Here is a 14337-nt window from a genome sequence, read left to right on the forward strand (position 1 = left end):
GTCTCTGATTCGCATCTGTCAGTCCAGCAGCCATGCCCTGGCGCTGTTCCGCCAGGGTTTTTTACACAACTTCGATCAACTCCAACCGGTGCTGAAAAGTTCACAGGAAGGCGAAGCCTTGCCTGCGTGCAATCAACAAAAACAATAAACAGAGGTGGAAAATGAAACTGAATAGCCGTGTGATCCCGTGTCTTTCTGTTCAGCGAAAGTGTGCTGTCTGGATTAAGTTCGCCAGTGCCATGGCACTGCTCAGCGCCTCGACCATTGTCGGCGCCAATGGCATTGGTCTCAACGAACAAAGTGCAAGCAGTGCGGGAACTGCTTATGCGGGACGGTCGTCATCCGCGCTGGACGCCAGCACCATTTACGGAAACCCCGCAGGCCTGACCAAGTTGCGGCGTAGTGAGATTTCCGGCGGGGCCGCAATTGTCTCGGTAAGCGATGACATCAGTGATGCGCAGAGCAGTGCCACGGGAACGAACAAGGGGGATTCGGTCCCTTTGGGGGTTGTACCCTTCGCCTATCTGTCGACACCGCTTGATGATCGTTTTTCGATGGGGCTGGGCCTGTATGCGCCGAGTGGTCTGATCAATGACTACGAGAGCACTTTTCAGGGGCGTTACCATGGTTCCTATAGCACCACCAAAGAGATAACCCTGCAGCCCACACTGGCCTATCGGATCAATGATTATGTGTCCATTGGTGGCGGACCGACCCTGAACCATTTCGATGCAAAGCTTCAGAACTACATGGCAACCGGCGCTCTGAACAACGGCCAGGACACTCTGGTCACCATCAAGGGCGATGACACGGCCGTTGGCTACAACGTCGGCCTCCTGGTTGACTTTAGTGAGGCCACCCGTTGGGGGGTGACTTATCACTCGAAGGTGAGCTATCACCTCAAAGGGCATACCGAGGTTTCCGGCTCCCCGAGCGTTATCCCGCTGGATGGAAACTATGACACCCGGATAGATCTGACGATGCCCGAAAAAGTGGACACGTCCATCACCCATCATTTCAATAGTCGCTGGACCGGATACCTGGGGACCACCTGGACACGCTGGAGCCGGATCCAGAAGGTCGAGGCAATCAACAGCGGTGTTTCCGCCATGGGCCAGGCTGCCGGCCTGGGGAATGTGGCCGAACAAATGAACTGGCACGACACATGGTCCACCGCGGTTGGCGCCTCCTATCAATTGAACCCGCAATGGCTGATACGCGCAGGCTATGCCTATGACCCGGCGCCTGTTGGAAATGCCGATCGCAGCGTGCGCGTTCCGGTCGGCAATCGCCAGGCGGTGACTCTGGGCGGCGCTTATTTGCCGAACCCCGATCTGACGATCGACTTTGCCTATGGTTATCTCTGGGATTCAAAAGCTTCCGTAAAACACTCGAACGATTCCGGTCTTCAACCGGAATACAGTGCCCATTACGAAAACAGTGCGAATGGAATTTCAGTGCAGGCGACCTATCGGTATTAATTGCCGCTCCTATCAGTTTTTGCACTCCGCCATCACCACATGACAGGTCGTCGGCGTGCCACCGGATTGGCCGGCATAGCGTACGCAATTATCCATGGACTTTTGGCGAGCCATGTCCAGGGTGGAGCCCCAGGCCAGGCCGCCCTCGCCAGCAGTGGGTAGCGCTTTTGCATAGCAACTTGAGCCTGCGCTTGAGTCTGCACTTGAGGCCGAGTAGCGGGCCGTGGAAGTTTTGCCCGCACAGCCCGCGGTCAGGGCCAGGTTGATGACGAGCAGGGAAGGGAGGATCCATGACGAACATTGGCGTGCTGTTTTGCCGATCATCCCGGTTCCCCTGTATCAAGAGGCTGGAGGCGTGTTTGTGGTCGTGTTCTATTCAGATTAGACGGTGTTGCGCCTGCCTTGGTTAAAACGGCTCGTTAAATAAACGAGCCGTTGTTGTGAGGGTGTTCAGCGGGGCAAGTGCATGGATGTCAGATCACCTCAAAGGTGATCCGCATCAATCACAGCCTTGGCGAACGCCTGCGGATCTTCCTGCGGCAGGTTGTGGCCGATGCCGCCGCTGATCAGCCGGAACTCGTATTTGCCGGTGAAGCGCTTGGCGTAATCCTCGGGGGCGGGGTGCGGCGCGCCGTTGGCATCGCCTTCAAGGGTGATGGTCGGCACGCTGATGGAAGGCGCCGTGGCCAGTTTCTGCTCCAGCGCTTCGTATCGGCTCTCGCCCTGGACCAGGCCCAGGCGCCAGCGGTAGTTGAACACGGTGATGTCGACATGGTCGGGGTTTTCCAGCGCCTTGGCGCTGCGGTCGAAAGTGGCGTCGTCGAACGCCCATTTCGGCGAAGCCAGTTGCCATATCAACTTGGCGAAGTCGTGGGTGTTTTTCTCGTACCCGGCGCGACCGCGATCGGTGGCGAAGTAAAACTGATACCACCACTGCAATTCAGCCTTGGGTGGCAGCGGGTTCTTGCCGGCCGCCTGATTGCCGATCAGATACCCGCTGACCGAGACCAGCGCCTTGACCCGTTCTGGCCACAGCGCCGAGACGATGTCGGCCGAGCGTGCGCCCCAATCGTAACCACCGAGCACGGCTTGTTTGATCTTCAGCGCATCCATGAAGTCGATGACGTCACTGGCCAGCGCAGCCGGTTGGCCATTACGAACGGTTTTATCGGACAGAAAATGCGTATCGCCATAGCCACGCGCATACGGCATCAGCACTCGATAGCCCTTTGCGGAAAGCAAAGGGGCGACCTCGTCATAGCTGTGAATGTCGTACGGCCAGCCGTGCAGAAGAATCACCACCGGCCCGTCCGCCGGGCCTGTTTCGGCGTATGCCACGTTGAGCAGGCCGGCGTTGACATGCTTGAGCGGGCCGAATGGGGAGGGTGTTGCATGAGTGGCACCAGCATTGACCGAGGTTGGCTGCGCCGCGGCGGTCGTTTGTGCGTGGGCCGCACCGAGAACGCCGAACAGGGTAAACGCGAGGATCGACGAGCCGACCAGGCGGTGGCGGGTTTTTCCGGTTTTGTTCTGCAGTGCCATCTTCATGTGATGTCTCCGTTGCAAGCCGTTGGCCAGGGGTTCTGACTGAGCCCCTCGAAACCTTGTTTGCATTTGAACGCGGCGACGTATCTGGTCTGTGTCGAATCGCAGGCCAAGTGAAAAGCCATGTATCGAGAGGCTAATCAGACACACTGTGATACATAGGGAGAGATCTCGGTATCAAGTCGCATATCTGAAAAAGGTGGGGCCATTGAAATTAAAGTTCAGCCATGTGGATGTTCTCGTCAAAGACCTTGAGGAAGCGTGCAGGTATTACGCCCGTGTCTTCAGTGCCAAAATTTCAAAGACACTTGATTGGCAGCGCGACGGTTTGCATGTGCGCTATGCGATCGTCATGTTCGGCACGGAGCGCCTTATGCTGGTGCAACCGTTTACCGGAAATCTCAAGGCTCTGATGGACGCCAACGGCGAAGGCACCATCTACCGGCACTGCTATTCCACACCGGACATCGAGGCAGCCTACGACGAATTGATCGACGCAGGCGTCCAGCCGGAAGATGAGAACGGCAAACCGCTGTCTCGCGATAACCTCCAGTCGCCAAGTGGGACACGCATACTCTGGTTACCGAAACGCTTCGGGCATTTTTCTATTGAGTTGCTTGAAGAGAAAGAGCTGGAGGCATTTATCAAGGAGGCATTTGCTGAGGAGGATTTATCCCTGGTAGCGATACATCCCTACGTCCCTTCAGTCAATCTGCTCGAACCGCCGCCGCTTCAGGAACAACCCCACCCCGAGCGCCACGGCAAAGATCGACAGCAACCCCAGATCAAACCCCAATAAACGGATCTGGCTTGCAGCAACGCAGCCGACCGCACCAGCCGCCACCAGCACCACCCCTAGCCACTTGCGCAGCAGATACGGTTTGAGAAACCGATCGAGCAGAAAGAACAGCACCAGGGCAATGAGCAGTTGGGTAATTTCGGATGTGTGTGTCTCCAGTCAGGTCTTGATGATCAGTGTAGAGAGGGTGCGTTGCGGGCCGATACCGTCGTTGACCTGCGCCTCGATGCTGACCAGTACGTCGCCAGCAGGGTCGGTGGGCAGGATTTCATTGGCATACATGCGTACACCGGTCGCTACAGGAATACCTCGATAGCTGCTTGCTCCGCTATTGCAGCGGAACATACACGTCAGTCTGCCATTGATCCTGCGGCGTCTCGGGATAGACGCTCAGGTAATTGAAGAACAGCGGGTGGTCACGGAGTTCCTCGCCACTGGCAGGAAGCCAATCGCGGTAAATCGGATAGATCGTTTCGCCGATGTGATCCGGTGACCCCACGTGTCGCACCACGACGCAGCGACCACCAGGAATGACGATCTCGCGCACACCGAACTCATTCGGCGCCACAGCCTCGTGAATCTCGCCGCAGATGGCGAAGCGGAATGCTTGTGCAGGTGTCGTGTCGGGGTTGCCATAGGGAATGCCAAAGGTGCGACTCGATGCCACCGGCGACTGTCCGCTCTGCATGCGCCACTCGATGAACTTGCGCACGCTCTCATTGACGAGCCCGGGTGGTCCGCAGTGCTCAAGCGCTGCGACCCGGACTTCAGGGAACTCCACGATTCGTACTTGCATGATGATAGTCCTGGAAAAATGAGGGATTGCGAATACCGCATTCCAGACCTGCCAGTTCGGTTCCTTCCTGAACGCACTCGGCGTCATACCGAACGCCCGCCTGAACGCCCTGCAAAATGCCTCGGGGCTTTCAAAGCCGGCACCGAGTGCGGCGTCCAGTACCGAGTGATCAGCGAGGGCGGCCAGGCGATGTGCCGCGCGTCGTAGCCGCATCAGTTGCACATAACGTGAGACCGGCACACCTGCGAACGCGCTGAATTGTCGATGGAAGTGAAACACCGAAAAGTTCGCCACATGACTCAACGTCTTCACCGACAGGTCACCTTCAAGATTGGCATCGATGTAGGCGAGTACGGCGTTGAAGCGTTTTGTGTAGGCGAAGTTGCTCGGCATGTCAGACACTGGGAAAAGGCTCCTGGAGGTACGGTCGGCAATAGAATCGACTATAGCGGTGTAAACGTGCCTAGCCGCGTTTGCTCAAGGTACGTTTTGGGTTGGCCAATGTGATCTCTTCCACCATGAGACACCGTATATCCAGTCCGATCACTTCTGATCGACTGTTGCTGTCGTTGTGAGGGCAGCAATTCCCCCCCCCCCCAGGCAATCATCGAGAAGAGACCCGACAGGGATGCGCTAAAGTTATGCGGGTCATCGATCAATTGTGATCCGCTGTTCGCGCTGCTTCCGTCTCTGGAGGGCCCAATGCCGCCCATCATCACATGCCTGGTGGCGCTGTCTGTTCTTGGCCTGACTCTTGTAGTACAAGCCCAGACTAACGCCTGCCCACCTGGCGAGAAACAAGTGTGCCTGAACGGCTGCATCTGCCTGCCAGATCTGGGGCAGATGCCTGATGGCGTCTACCAGGTCGCGGCACCTGCCCTGGCGCTGTGGCTGACCCAAGCCCGCGCTGAAGCAGCCAGCGCCGAGATCCAACCCATTCCACCGCACATCCGGGAGCAACTGCTGCGCTGGTACGACCCCAGCGTCCTCGATGCCGCGCACTACAAAGTGAGCGATAACGGCCAATTCAGCGCCGCCACTACCATGCTGCAAAACCCCGATGTCGGTGCCGTGACGCTGATCGACATCATCCTCTTCCGGGATGCTCAAACCGCAGAACAGGACATCGCGCTCTGGGCTCACGAACTGAAGCACGTGCAGCAGTTTCGGGAATGGGGGGTAGAAGGATTTGCCCAGCGCTATACACAAGATTTCAATGCTGTGGAGGCGCCGGCTTATGCCATACAGGCTGAAGTTCGACGGTCGGTGCGGGGAGGGACTCAATGAAGGGTAGCGAAGCCGCCTGACATTACAGGCACAAAGCGGTCATTATTGGCTGAAAGCAGCCTGTCAGTTAGGGAAGAGTTGAATGGTGTTCAGGGTGATGGTGGTCGGTGGCTACGGAAACTTCGGTAGCATCGTTTGCAGGCATTTGGCGGTGATGCCAGATGTGGAACTGGTGATTTCGGGTCGCGATCCACACAAGTTGCAGAGCAAAGTCGATGAGTTGAAAAGCCAATCGGGCACTGTCGCCGAAAGTTGGTACGGCAATGCCATGGGCACTGAGTTCAAATCCGTTTTGCGCTCGATGGACATCCAGTTGGTCATCCATACTGGCGGCCCGTTTCAGGGGCAATCCTATGCGGTCGCCGAGAGTTGCATCGAGGCTGGCGTGAACTACTGCGACCTGTCTGACTGTCGAACTTTCGTCAACGGCATTGGCGTACTCGATGCCCAGGCGAAACAGGCCGCAGTGGCGATCCTCAGTGGCTGCAGTTCGGTACCGACGCTTGCGTCAGCCATCATCGATCAGCAGCGCTATCGCTTCAGTCGTATCGATTCGATCGAGCATGGCATTTCCTCTTCGGCGAAGATGCCGGGATTGTCGACCGTCGAAGGCGTACTCGCCTACGCAGGTAAACCGATCAGGCAACTCAAGAATGGCAAGGTGCATGAAGTGTCGGGTTGGCAGGATCTGACGCTGCGCAAGATGCCGCATCTGGGCACTCGCGTGCTGGCCAATGTCGATGTGCCGGACATGGATATTTTCGCCAGCCGCTATGGCGCGCTAACCCTGAGCTTCAAGGCCGGCGCGGGCTTGAAGCTGGGTGGTGTCGCCAACTATCTGCTGGCTCAGGCGTTGAAGATCGGGCTGGTTCGCGACCACGCCCTTTGGGCCGCCAGACTGCATCGGCTGGGGACCCGGTTCGAACGCTTCGGCGATGGCAAAAGCGCGATGTACATCGACGTTCAGGGCAGGGGAGTTGATGGGGAACCGCTGGCTATGACCGTGCAACTGACGGCCATGAATGACAAGGGACCGCAAATTCCAAGCTGCGCATCCGTAGCCTTGGCCGCAAAAATGGCCCAGGGCTATGTGCCGCAACCCGGTGCCAGGGCTTGCGTGGGTGAAATTACCGTCGATGAATACATGGCAGCGATCAACGACCCTGACAATTTGAGCCTGTCTGTGCAGTTCTCTGAGGAGCCGCGCTGACATGCTCTATCTGTGCCTGAAGTACCTCCACATCATTGCCGCGATTTTCCTGTTCGGATTCGGCATGGGCTCCTACCTCTACCTGATCGCTGCCAGCCGCACGGCCAACCCTCAAGTGATCGCGCATGTGGCCCGAATGGTCGTGCGCTTCGACACCTGGATTACCACGCCGGCAGGCTTTGTTCAGATCATCACGGGCTACCTGCTGATGAGGCTCTCCGGACTACCCATGACCACGGAGTGGGTACTGACTTCGTTGATTATCTTCTTCTGCGTGGGTTCGCTTTGGCTGCCGGTGCTGGTGTTGCAGAAGCGGCTGTACCTGATGGCGTCGTGCGCAGTTGAGGCTGGCAGCGGACTCGATGATGAATACCGATCCGTGTACAAAAAATGGTGGTGGATGGGGGTGGTCGGTTTTGTCGGGATGTTTGTGATTGTGCTGATGATGGTGACGAAGATGACGCCGGTGCAACTGGTTGGGCTATTGGGGTAACAGGATCGGTTGGCTCAAGACTTTGGTGTTCAAGGCCTCTGCCAAACGTGAACGCGAGGCGGTCCAGTTAATGCGGGTGAGGGCGTTCATAGGGGCGCTTTCAAAAAGCGCTGTTCATGATCAGGATCCGGCAGCAGGCACGTGTCGTATTTCCCGAAGAGCCGATAACGATTAAGCGCAATGCGGTCGTATGCCCAATCTCGAAGCATGCGAGGGAAGATGCGCAACAAGTTCACTGGGCGCCAGAGTGCGGGCAACTGGGCGATGACTTCGAAAAATGCATCCGAACGCTCCCAGTAGTGTCGGTCGCGGATCACCGCCATGGTGTCGAATTGATCCACGGGCAAACCTGCCCACGCGAGCAGAGCCTGCCCCTCGGGTGACTGAACCGCCGCCAACCGCACGCGCCGCTGGCGGTCATGGCGAATCAAAAACCTCGCCCAGCCATTGCACAGCTTGCAGACACCGTCGAACAAGACCACCGTTTCTCCTGGTTTGAGCAGCGGCGCGGGTGAGGGGCGGACTTGCGAGGTGGGCATAAGCGTGGGTCCAAGGGAATCTGATTATCCGGATCATAACCGCGTGCCAGCGTTAAAGTCTGCATTTGGCCGAAGGGGGGGCTGCTCCTTGCCGGCAGCCGCAATAGCCAATGCGTTATCATTGATCCTTTGAAATCAGCCAAGGAGGCATCCATGAGTGTGCGTGGTAAAGACCGGCAGATCGACAATATTGAATTTAATGTCGACGACATTGCTCGCAGCAAAGCTTTCTACGGCAGTGCGTTCGGCTGGACATTCGTCGACTACGGCCCAACCTATACGGAATTCAGTGATGGCCGCCTTACCGGTGGCTTCACTACGGGAGAGCCGGTTCGACCCGGTGGCCCTTTGATCATTTTGTACTCGGATGATCTCGATGAGGCGCAGCAACGGCTCAAAGCCTTGGGCGCTGTTATCACCCGCGAAATATTCTCGTTCCCTGGTGGAAGCAGATTCCACTTCATTGATCCGGATGGCTATGAACTGGCCGTTTGGACAGCTCAGCAGTAGGTCTCAGGTCGGCCCAAAGCGGTCCATTACCAGGGTTTGCTTTGGGCCGATACTCAAGCGGTAGGTGCGGGTCGAGCCATGACCCTGGTCACATAAATTTGAAATGCACAGCGTTGCTCGCCAGAATCGCGGGCCGATCCGGTCAAAGGTGCCGGACGTTCGTGGTGAAAAGGGGCAGCAGTTGAACCAACAGACATTGTCCATGCGCCTGGAACGCGTGACGGCACATGTGCCAGCAGGTGCGCGCCTGGCCGATATCGGCTCGGATCACGGCTACCTGCCTGTGGCATTGATGCGTCGTGGCGCCATCGTGGCGGCGGTGGCCGGCGAGGTGGCATTGACGCCGTTTCGTTCGGCCGAACGCACCGTGCGCGAGAACGACCTGGACCAGTGGATCACCGTGCGCCTGGCCGATGGCCTGACGGCAATCGAGCCGGGAGACGGGATCACGGTGATCAGCATCTGCGGCATGGGCGGCGAGACGATCCGCGACATTCTCGACAGCGGCAAGGCACGTCTGAGCGGGCAGGAGCGCCTGATCCTTCAACCCAACGGCGGCGAGCAGCCACTGCGCCAATGGCTGATGGAAAATGGTTACTGCATCCTCTGCGAGGAAGTGCTACGGGAAAACCGCTTCGACTACGAAATCATCGTCGCCGAGCGCACCGGGCCGGTGATGTACACCGCCGAGGAGCTGTATTTCGGTCCGCTGCAGATGCAGGCACGCAGCCCGGCATTCCTGATCAAGTGGCAGCGCCTGTTGCGCGAGAAGCAGCGGACCCTGAGCAACTTCGCCAAGGCGCGGCAGGCCGTGCCCGAGGAGAAGGTGCAGGACGTCGCCCGGCAGGCCCGGTGGATCACCGACCTGCTGGCTTGAGCCCTTGACTAAGTAATTGCAGGGGCAAATTTCAACCTGACGGTTGCTGCTCTTATAGGGCTTGCGGTTAGCGGCAGCACAGGCAACCGCTGATCAGCGGTTGGTCGGGGTCGTTTTCGAGAAATGTAACCATGACTTCCATGCCCGTTCGGGGGGGCGTCATTTCACAACTCCAATTGGAAGTCCCCCTCAGCCAACAACAACTCTTGTCGTCAAATCTACCTTCGCGGTCCCAGGGGAACTTGACCTTGACCCTTCCGAGGCGCCTATCACCCTGGATCTCCTCGTCTTCCAGAGCGATGACCACAGCGGTGTGGTTGCTTGTTGCCTGAGGTTTCTTGTGAGCCAAAGGCGGGCGATAGGACACGTCCCACGGGAGAACGATAAAGCGGTTGCGGTAACCCTGATGAAAGTCATCCTCGTTGTCAGTGTTGCTTCTGGCGACGTTCTCGCTCAATACCTGTGGTTGCTTGCCTTCGTGGATGACCTGAGTCAGTAACCATAGGTCGTTCCATTCCTGGCGCGGGTGGCCAGAGATCTCCAGAACATGGCCACTGACTAACCGGGTCTGGTCACCTTGCCCTTCAGCTTGACGATAAGCCGCGTGGCGGCGCTCCATAGCACGCAGACTTATCTGCTTGCCGTGCTCATGGCTTGTGAAAGGCTTCAGCTTGATATCGTTTTCCATGCCTGGCTGTTGCTCGTTTCTCCCCAGGCGTAGGTTGAAGCGCTTGATCAGTGGCTCGTTGGCCACTCTATCGCTCTCTTGTCCATAAGCAGTGGGTTGCCCAATCCTGGGAAAAGCTGCCTGATCATCGCCAAAGACCAGCACGTGGCCTTGAGCGCTGTGTTGGAAGTGGAAGTGGATACCTTCTTCTTCGCACAAGCGCTGAATAAAGTGCAAATCCGTTTCATCGTACTGGGTACAGTAGTCACGCTCGGGGTAGGTCGACCCCAGATGAAGCCGATAAGCGTCACCCACAATCCCGTGTTCTTCCAGTATCAAGGCGACGATTTTCGGCACCGAGAACTGTTGATAGATCCTCTGGTTGATGCGGTGGCGCAAGTAGGACAGGTGCGGTACGAGGGCCAGATTGTAGCGCGTCAAACGCTGAGCATTACCGCTTTGGGCGATGTGATAGATCCGTCCATGGATGCCGCTGCCTTTCGTGTCGAAGGTCAGAAAAGCCTCTACGTCGAAGAGGCTTTCGAGATCCAGGTCAGACCGCTCGCTAACAAGCTCCACGTTGAAGAGATAAGGCCTGCTGATCGCCTCATCTCCGGTAAATGCGAGTACTTGAAAATCGTGCGCAAAACCGTCGATGTCAAACTGAAAGGCGTCTGATTGGCTGGGCTGAACATCCACTGTTCTCTTCTTGCATAAGGAGTTGAATCGGCGCTGTCGCAGATGTCAATGTCAGGAAGCCGGGTAAGTCCAGCTCAGGGCAAGAGCCTATAACAGGCACTAACCCACTAATTTGGCGCCCCCGTATATCAGCGTTTGCGTCTTACTGTCCGGACATAAATAGCCTCAGCCTGCTGCTCACAGCATGTCCGCGTATAAAACAAAGACATGCATAGAGCAACAGGTGACAAATCAAGTCAGATCACACACCACTCTTCACTTTGGTCCAAATCCGTGTGCGGATTCGCTCCAGCTTCAATGGCAATGGCTCAAGTGGGATAAGTGTGGCAATAGTCTTTTTGTCTGGATAAATCCAGGGGTTGTCTCGCAACTTCTGCTCGACAAACTCAGCGGCATCTTTATTAGCGTTAGGGTAGAGAGTGTGGTTTGAGGTCTTGGCAATAACTTCTGGTCGCAACATATAATTAATAAACGCCATACCTTCCTTTGGGTGGGGCGCGTCTTTTAGAAGAACCAGATTTTCCGACCAGACCAGCGCTCCTTCGCGAGGAAGGCTGTAGGTAATCTTGCGTCCAGTGTTGGTCTTCTCGTTTATGGCCTGCGCGGCAAGGGCACCATTAGCCCATCCCACGACTGCACAAATATTGCCGTCAGCCAGGTCAGCGTCAATTCGGGATGAGTCGAAATAGAGGACGTAGGGACGGATTTTTAACAGTAGGGCTTGAGCTTTCTGGTAATCATCCGGGTTCCTGCTGTTGCTGGGGAGCCCAAGGTAATGCAAAGCAATCGAAATGATCTCACTTGGAGAGTCAAGCATTGCCACACCACACGACTGGAGCTTGCTGATATTTTCTTCTTTGAAGATCAAATCCCAGCTATTCACCGGAGCATTATCACCCAATGCCGCTTTGACTTTGTCAACGTCATAGCCAATGCCGGTAGTGCCCCATAGATAGGGCACGGCGTAGCGATTACCAGGATCATTGACCGCGACCTGGGACAAAATATCAGGATCGATATGGGACAAATTACTCAGTTGATTACGATCCAGCGGCTGAAGTACTCCCGCCTGGATCAGGCTTGGCAACACATTGGAGGTGGCCACAACCACGTCATACCCCGTGCGCCCAGCCATTACCTTGCTCTGCATGATTTCGGCGCTGTCGAAAGCATCCATATGCACTCTGGTGCCGGTTGCCTGCTCAAACTCCTTTGGGGTCTCCGGTGCGAGAAGCCCGAACCAGTTGTACAGATGCACCCCAGGCTCTACAGCTCCCACTGATGTGCTCATCCCAGCACAGAGAAGCGAGGCCGAAAAAATGGTTCGCAAACGTGATTTTCTCATGCAACATCCTTGTCAAGACGATGTGCCCTCATGGCCATCGTAAGTCCTGGTAGCGAATATACCGGGCGTTACCAAATAGTAAATACCTACGAATACTTACCTCTGACCTACGAATCCCTAACCCAAAAGGGGTAGAAAATGCCGTTCGACCTTCATAGCCTGGCTTGGCACCGATCGATTGGGAAACTGATCATGCAGTTGAACCGTCCAGAATTCTGGAGTTCGCTTGTTCGTATATTAAACGAATACGTGCAAATCGATAATTGGGTTGTATTGATCTTTAGCAATCAACAAGTGCAAGTTGTTAGTCTTCCTGAGGTCGCAGATGTCGAAGAGGTGGACGCGTTCACTCATCGCTATGTGAAGGGGCTTTACCTGCTGGATCCATTTTATATAGCTAATCGAGAAAACCCCCAGAGCGGTTTCTTTCATTTGCTGGATATTGCGCCGGAATACTTTCTTGAAACTGAGTATTATCATCAATATTTTGCGCAATATATCTCTGTGGATGAAGCCCAGTACAATGTTCAGCTCGATGCCGATAGAACGTTATGCATTTCCATTGGTAGCAAAGTCCGTTTTGATCAAGAGCAAATAACAATGCTTGATATTATCAAGCCGTGGGTGACTGCATTAATGCATCAGCGCATGTGTTTTGAAAATGATGTAGAGAAAAATCTCGCTGAGCCACCTCTATGGCCAGAAACGATTACCCAGCTTGGCACGCAAATAACAGCGCGCGAAAGCGATGTGCTCAGATTGTTGCTCAGTGGCTTCTCTAATAAAGAGATAGCCGGAAAACTTTCCCTCTCGGTGGAAACGATAAAGGTTCATCGTCGCAATATTTATGCCAAATTAAATATCAAGTCACAATCCGAGCTGTTTGCTCGATTCTTTATGCCCAAACAAGATGTTTTCTCTACAAGTTGAAGTCGGTGTTTTAGTCTGGATATTACCGTTAAATGGGCTCACGGCTTCAGGCGCGAACCTGGCCTGACCTCTAATTCTGGCTCGGGATGAGGGCATCACGCTAATTCGCGCGGGTAATCGGAGTCACGTTCCTGCAAGCATCAAATCCAGATTCTGCACTGCTGCTCCAGCTGCTCCCTTCCCAAGATTGTCAAACACCGCAGCCAACAAAACCTGCCCCGTCTCATCATTCTCAAACACTGACAGTCGCACATCATCAGTCCCGTTAAGTGCCTGAGGATCAAGGGACGTCAGCCCTTTAGCCTCCAGCATCGACATCACCTGTACATGGCTCGCATCGGCGTAGTGCCGCATCAGACACGCATGCAACTGCACCGCACTCACACCTGGCGCCAACAACCGGGTTTGCAAGGGGATGGTCAGTACGATCCCCTGCCGAAAAGCGCCATAGGCCGGCACAAACATCGGCCGCTCCGTCAGACCGCTTTGTTGTTGAATCTCCGGAATATGTTTGTGTGCCAGCCCCAGCCCATAGACCTGAAACGCCGACGCCTGTGCTGCGCCTTCTCCCTCATGCTCTTCCACCCCGACACGTCCTTTCCCGGAATAACCCGACACGGCATGAATGTTCATCGGGAAATCCTTGGGCAGTAATCCGGCCTCCAGTAAAGGGCGCAGCAATCCTATCGCCCCCGTTGGATAGCAACCGGGATTGCTGACCCGTCGTGCGGCGGCGATGCGTTGGCTCTGCTGCGGATTCATCTCCGCGAAACCATAGGTCCAATCTGGATGGGTACGGTGCGCCGAACTGGCATCGATCACCCGCACGGCGGGGTTTTCGATGGTTGCTACAGCGTCGCGCGCGGCTTGGTCGGGCAAGCAGAGAATCGCGATGTCGCAGTTATTGATGGCTTCGGCGCGACGTTGCGGATCCTTGCGATATTCGGGGCTGAGTGTGATAAGCCGCAGATCGCTCCGATCGCGTAGGCGTTGATGGATTTGCAACCCGGTGGTGCCTTGGTCGCCATCGATGAATACAAGGGGACTTGCCATGGAATGCTCTCGGACGTTGGAAATCAGGAGTTCCAATCTTCAGTGAGGCGCTAAGATAGGAAAAGTTGAATTTATAAACGATGAAATTCAGTTTTTCTGAACGAGG

15 protein-coding genes and 2 pseudogenes are annotated in these 14337 nt (G+C 55.8%); 8 read left to right on the forward strand and 9 right to left on the reverse strand.

Going from position 1 to position 14337, the window contains the following annotated elements; all coding sequences use genetic code 11:
* Positions 1-161: 161 nt before the first annotated feature.
* Complete coding sequence (locus AF70_RS03130; RefSeq protein WP_028941334.1) at positions 162-1481, forward strand: outer membrane protein transport protein; 1320 nt, start codon at positions 162-164, stop codon at positions 1479-1481.
* A gap of 12 nt (positions 1482-1493) precedes the next feature.
* Here the strand turns inward: AF70_RS03130 and AF70_RS03135 are convergent, their stop codons facing one another.
* Together AF70_RS03135 and AF70_RS03140 are read right to left on the reverse strand one after the other, a co-directional pair.
* Positions 1494-1805, reverse strand: a complete 312-nt coding sequence (locus AF70_RS03135) for a hypothetical protein (protein ID WP_081791092.1) — start codon at positions 1803-1805, stop codon at positions 1494-1496.
* A 159-nt stretch (positions 1806-1964) separates the two neighbouring features.
* Positions 1965-3029, reverse strand: coding sequence for an alpha/beta fold hydrolase (locus AF70_RS03140; protein WP_028941335.1), 1065 nt, complete (start codon positions 3027-3029; stop codon positions 1965-1967).
* Positions 3030-3234: 205 nt separating this feature from the next.
* Between AF70_RS03140 and AF70_RS03145 the strand changes: the two are divergent.
* A pseudogene (locus AF70_RS03145) lies at positions 3235-3693 on the forward strand (VOC family protein); the annotation flags it as partial.
* 36 nt (positions 3694-3729) lie between these two features.
* Here the strand turns inward: AF70_RS03145 and AF70_RS29745 are convergent.
* Genes AF70_RS29745 through AF70_RS03150 form a run of 3 tightly spaced genes read right to left on the reverse strand, consistent with a single transcriptional unit; the run spans position 3730 to position 5023 of the window.
* Entirely contained in the window at positions 3730-3984 is a 255-nt protein-coding gene (locus AF70_RS29745; RefSeq protein WP_081625740.1) for a hypothetical protein, read from the reverse strand.
* Positions 3985-4107, reverse strand: a complete 123-nt coding sequence (locus AF70_RS29750; protein ID WP_019580173.1) for a hypothetical protein — start codon at positions 4105-4107, stop codon at positions 3985-3987.
* Positions 4108-4153: 46 nt separating this feature from the next.
* Positions 4154-5023, reverse strand: a complete 870-nt coding sequence (locus tag AF70_RS03150) for a GyrI-like domain-containing protein (protein ID WP_028941337.1) — start codon at positions 5021-5023, stop codon at positions 4154-4156.
* A 300-nt stretch (positions 5024-5323) separates the two neighbouring features.
* On the opposite strand from AF70_RS03150, the gene AF70_RS03155 reads away from it, so the two are divergent.
* The 3 genes from AF70_RS03155 (at position 5324) to AF70_RS03165 (ending at position 7611) form a co-directional block, all read left to right on the forward strand.
* Positions 5324-5908: a DUF4157 domain-containing protein gene (locus AF70_RS03155; RefSeq protein WP_028941338.1), complete on the forward strand. Its 585-nt coding sequence runs from the start codon at positions 5324-5326 to the stop codon at positions 5906-5908.
* An 82-nt stretch (positions 5909-5990) separates the two neighbouring features.
* On the forward strand, positions 5991-7118 hold the full coding sequence (locus tag AF70_RS03160) for a saccharopine dehydrogenase family protein (protein ID WP_028941339.1): 1128 nt from the start codon (positions 5991-5993) through the stop codon (positions 7116-7118).
* A 1-nt stretch (position 7119) separates the two neighbouring features.
* Entirely contained in the window at positions 7120-7611 is a 492-nt protein-coding gene (locus tag AF70_RS03165; RefSeq protein WP_018925626.1) for a DUF2269 domain-containing protein, read from the forward strand.
* An 86-nt stretch (positions 7612-7697) separates the two neighbouring features.
* Here the strand turns inward: AF70_RS03165 and AF70_RS03170 are convergent, their stop codons facing one another.
* Positions 7698-8150, reverse strand: a complete 453-nt coding sequence (locus tag AF70_RS03170; RefSeq protein WP_026331787.1) for a thiol-disulfide oxidoreductase DCC family protein — start codon at positions 8148-8150, stop codon at positions 7698-7700.
* A 153-nt stretch (positions 8151-8303) separates the two neighbouring features.
* On the opposite strand from AF70_RS03170, the gene AF70_RS03175 reads away from it, so the two are divergent.
* Positions 8304-8660, forward strand: coding sequence for a VOC family protein (locus tag AF70_RS03175; protein ID WP_018925628.1), 357 nt, complete (start codon positions 8304-8306; stop codon positions 8658-8660).
* 181 nt (positions 8661-8841) lie between these two features.
* Positions 8842-9537, forward strand: a complete 696-nt coding sequence (locus AF70_RS03180) for a tRNA (adenine(22)-N(1))-methyltransferase TrmK (RefSeq protein ID WP_028941340.1) — start codon at positions 8842-8844, stop codon at positions 9535-9537.
* A 67-nt stretch (positions 9538-9604) separates the two neighbouring features.
* Here AF70_RS03180 and tssI read toward each other — a convergent pair.
* Both tssI and AF70_RS03190 read right to left on the reverse strand, forming a co-directional pair.
* Positions 9605-10899 (reverse strand): annotated as a pseudogene (gene tssI, locus AF70_RS03185) (type VI secretion system tip protein TssI/VgrG).
* Between the two features lie 245 nt (positions 10900-11144).
* Entirely contained in the window at positions 11145-12248 is a 1104-nt protein-coding gene (locus tag AF70_RS03190; RefSeq protein WP_018925631.1) for a polyamine ABC transporter substrate-binding protein, read from the reverse strand.
* Between the two features lie 138 nt (positions 12249-12386).
* Here AF70_RS03190 and AF70_RS03195 point away from each other — a divergent pair, with 138 nt between their 5' ends.
* Positions 12387-13178 carry a response regulator transcription factor gene (locus tag AF70_RS03195; RefSeq protein WP_028941341.1) on the forward strand — a complete coding sequence of 264 codons (792 nt, stop codon included), beginning with the start codon at positions 12387-12389 and terminating at the stop codon, positions 13176-13178.
* A 123-nt stretch (positions 13179-13301) separates the two neighbouring features.
* Here the strand turns inward: AF70_RS03195 and argC are convergent, their stop codons facing one another.
* Positions 13302-14231, reverse strand: a complete 930-nt coding sequence (argC, locus tag AF70_RS03200) for an N-acetyl-gamma-glutamyl-phosphate reductase (RefSeq protein ID WP_028941342.1) — start codon at positions 14229-14231, stop codon at positions 13302-13304.
* Positions 14232-14337: the final 106 nt, after the last annotated feature.

This window comes from Pseudomonas sp. KD5, from assembly GCF_012932895.1.
Taxonomy (GTDB): Bacteria; Pseudomonadota; Gammaproteobacteria; order Pseudomonadales; family Pseudomonadaceae; genus Aquipseudomonas.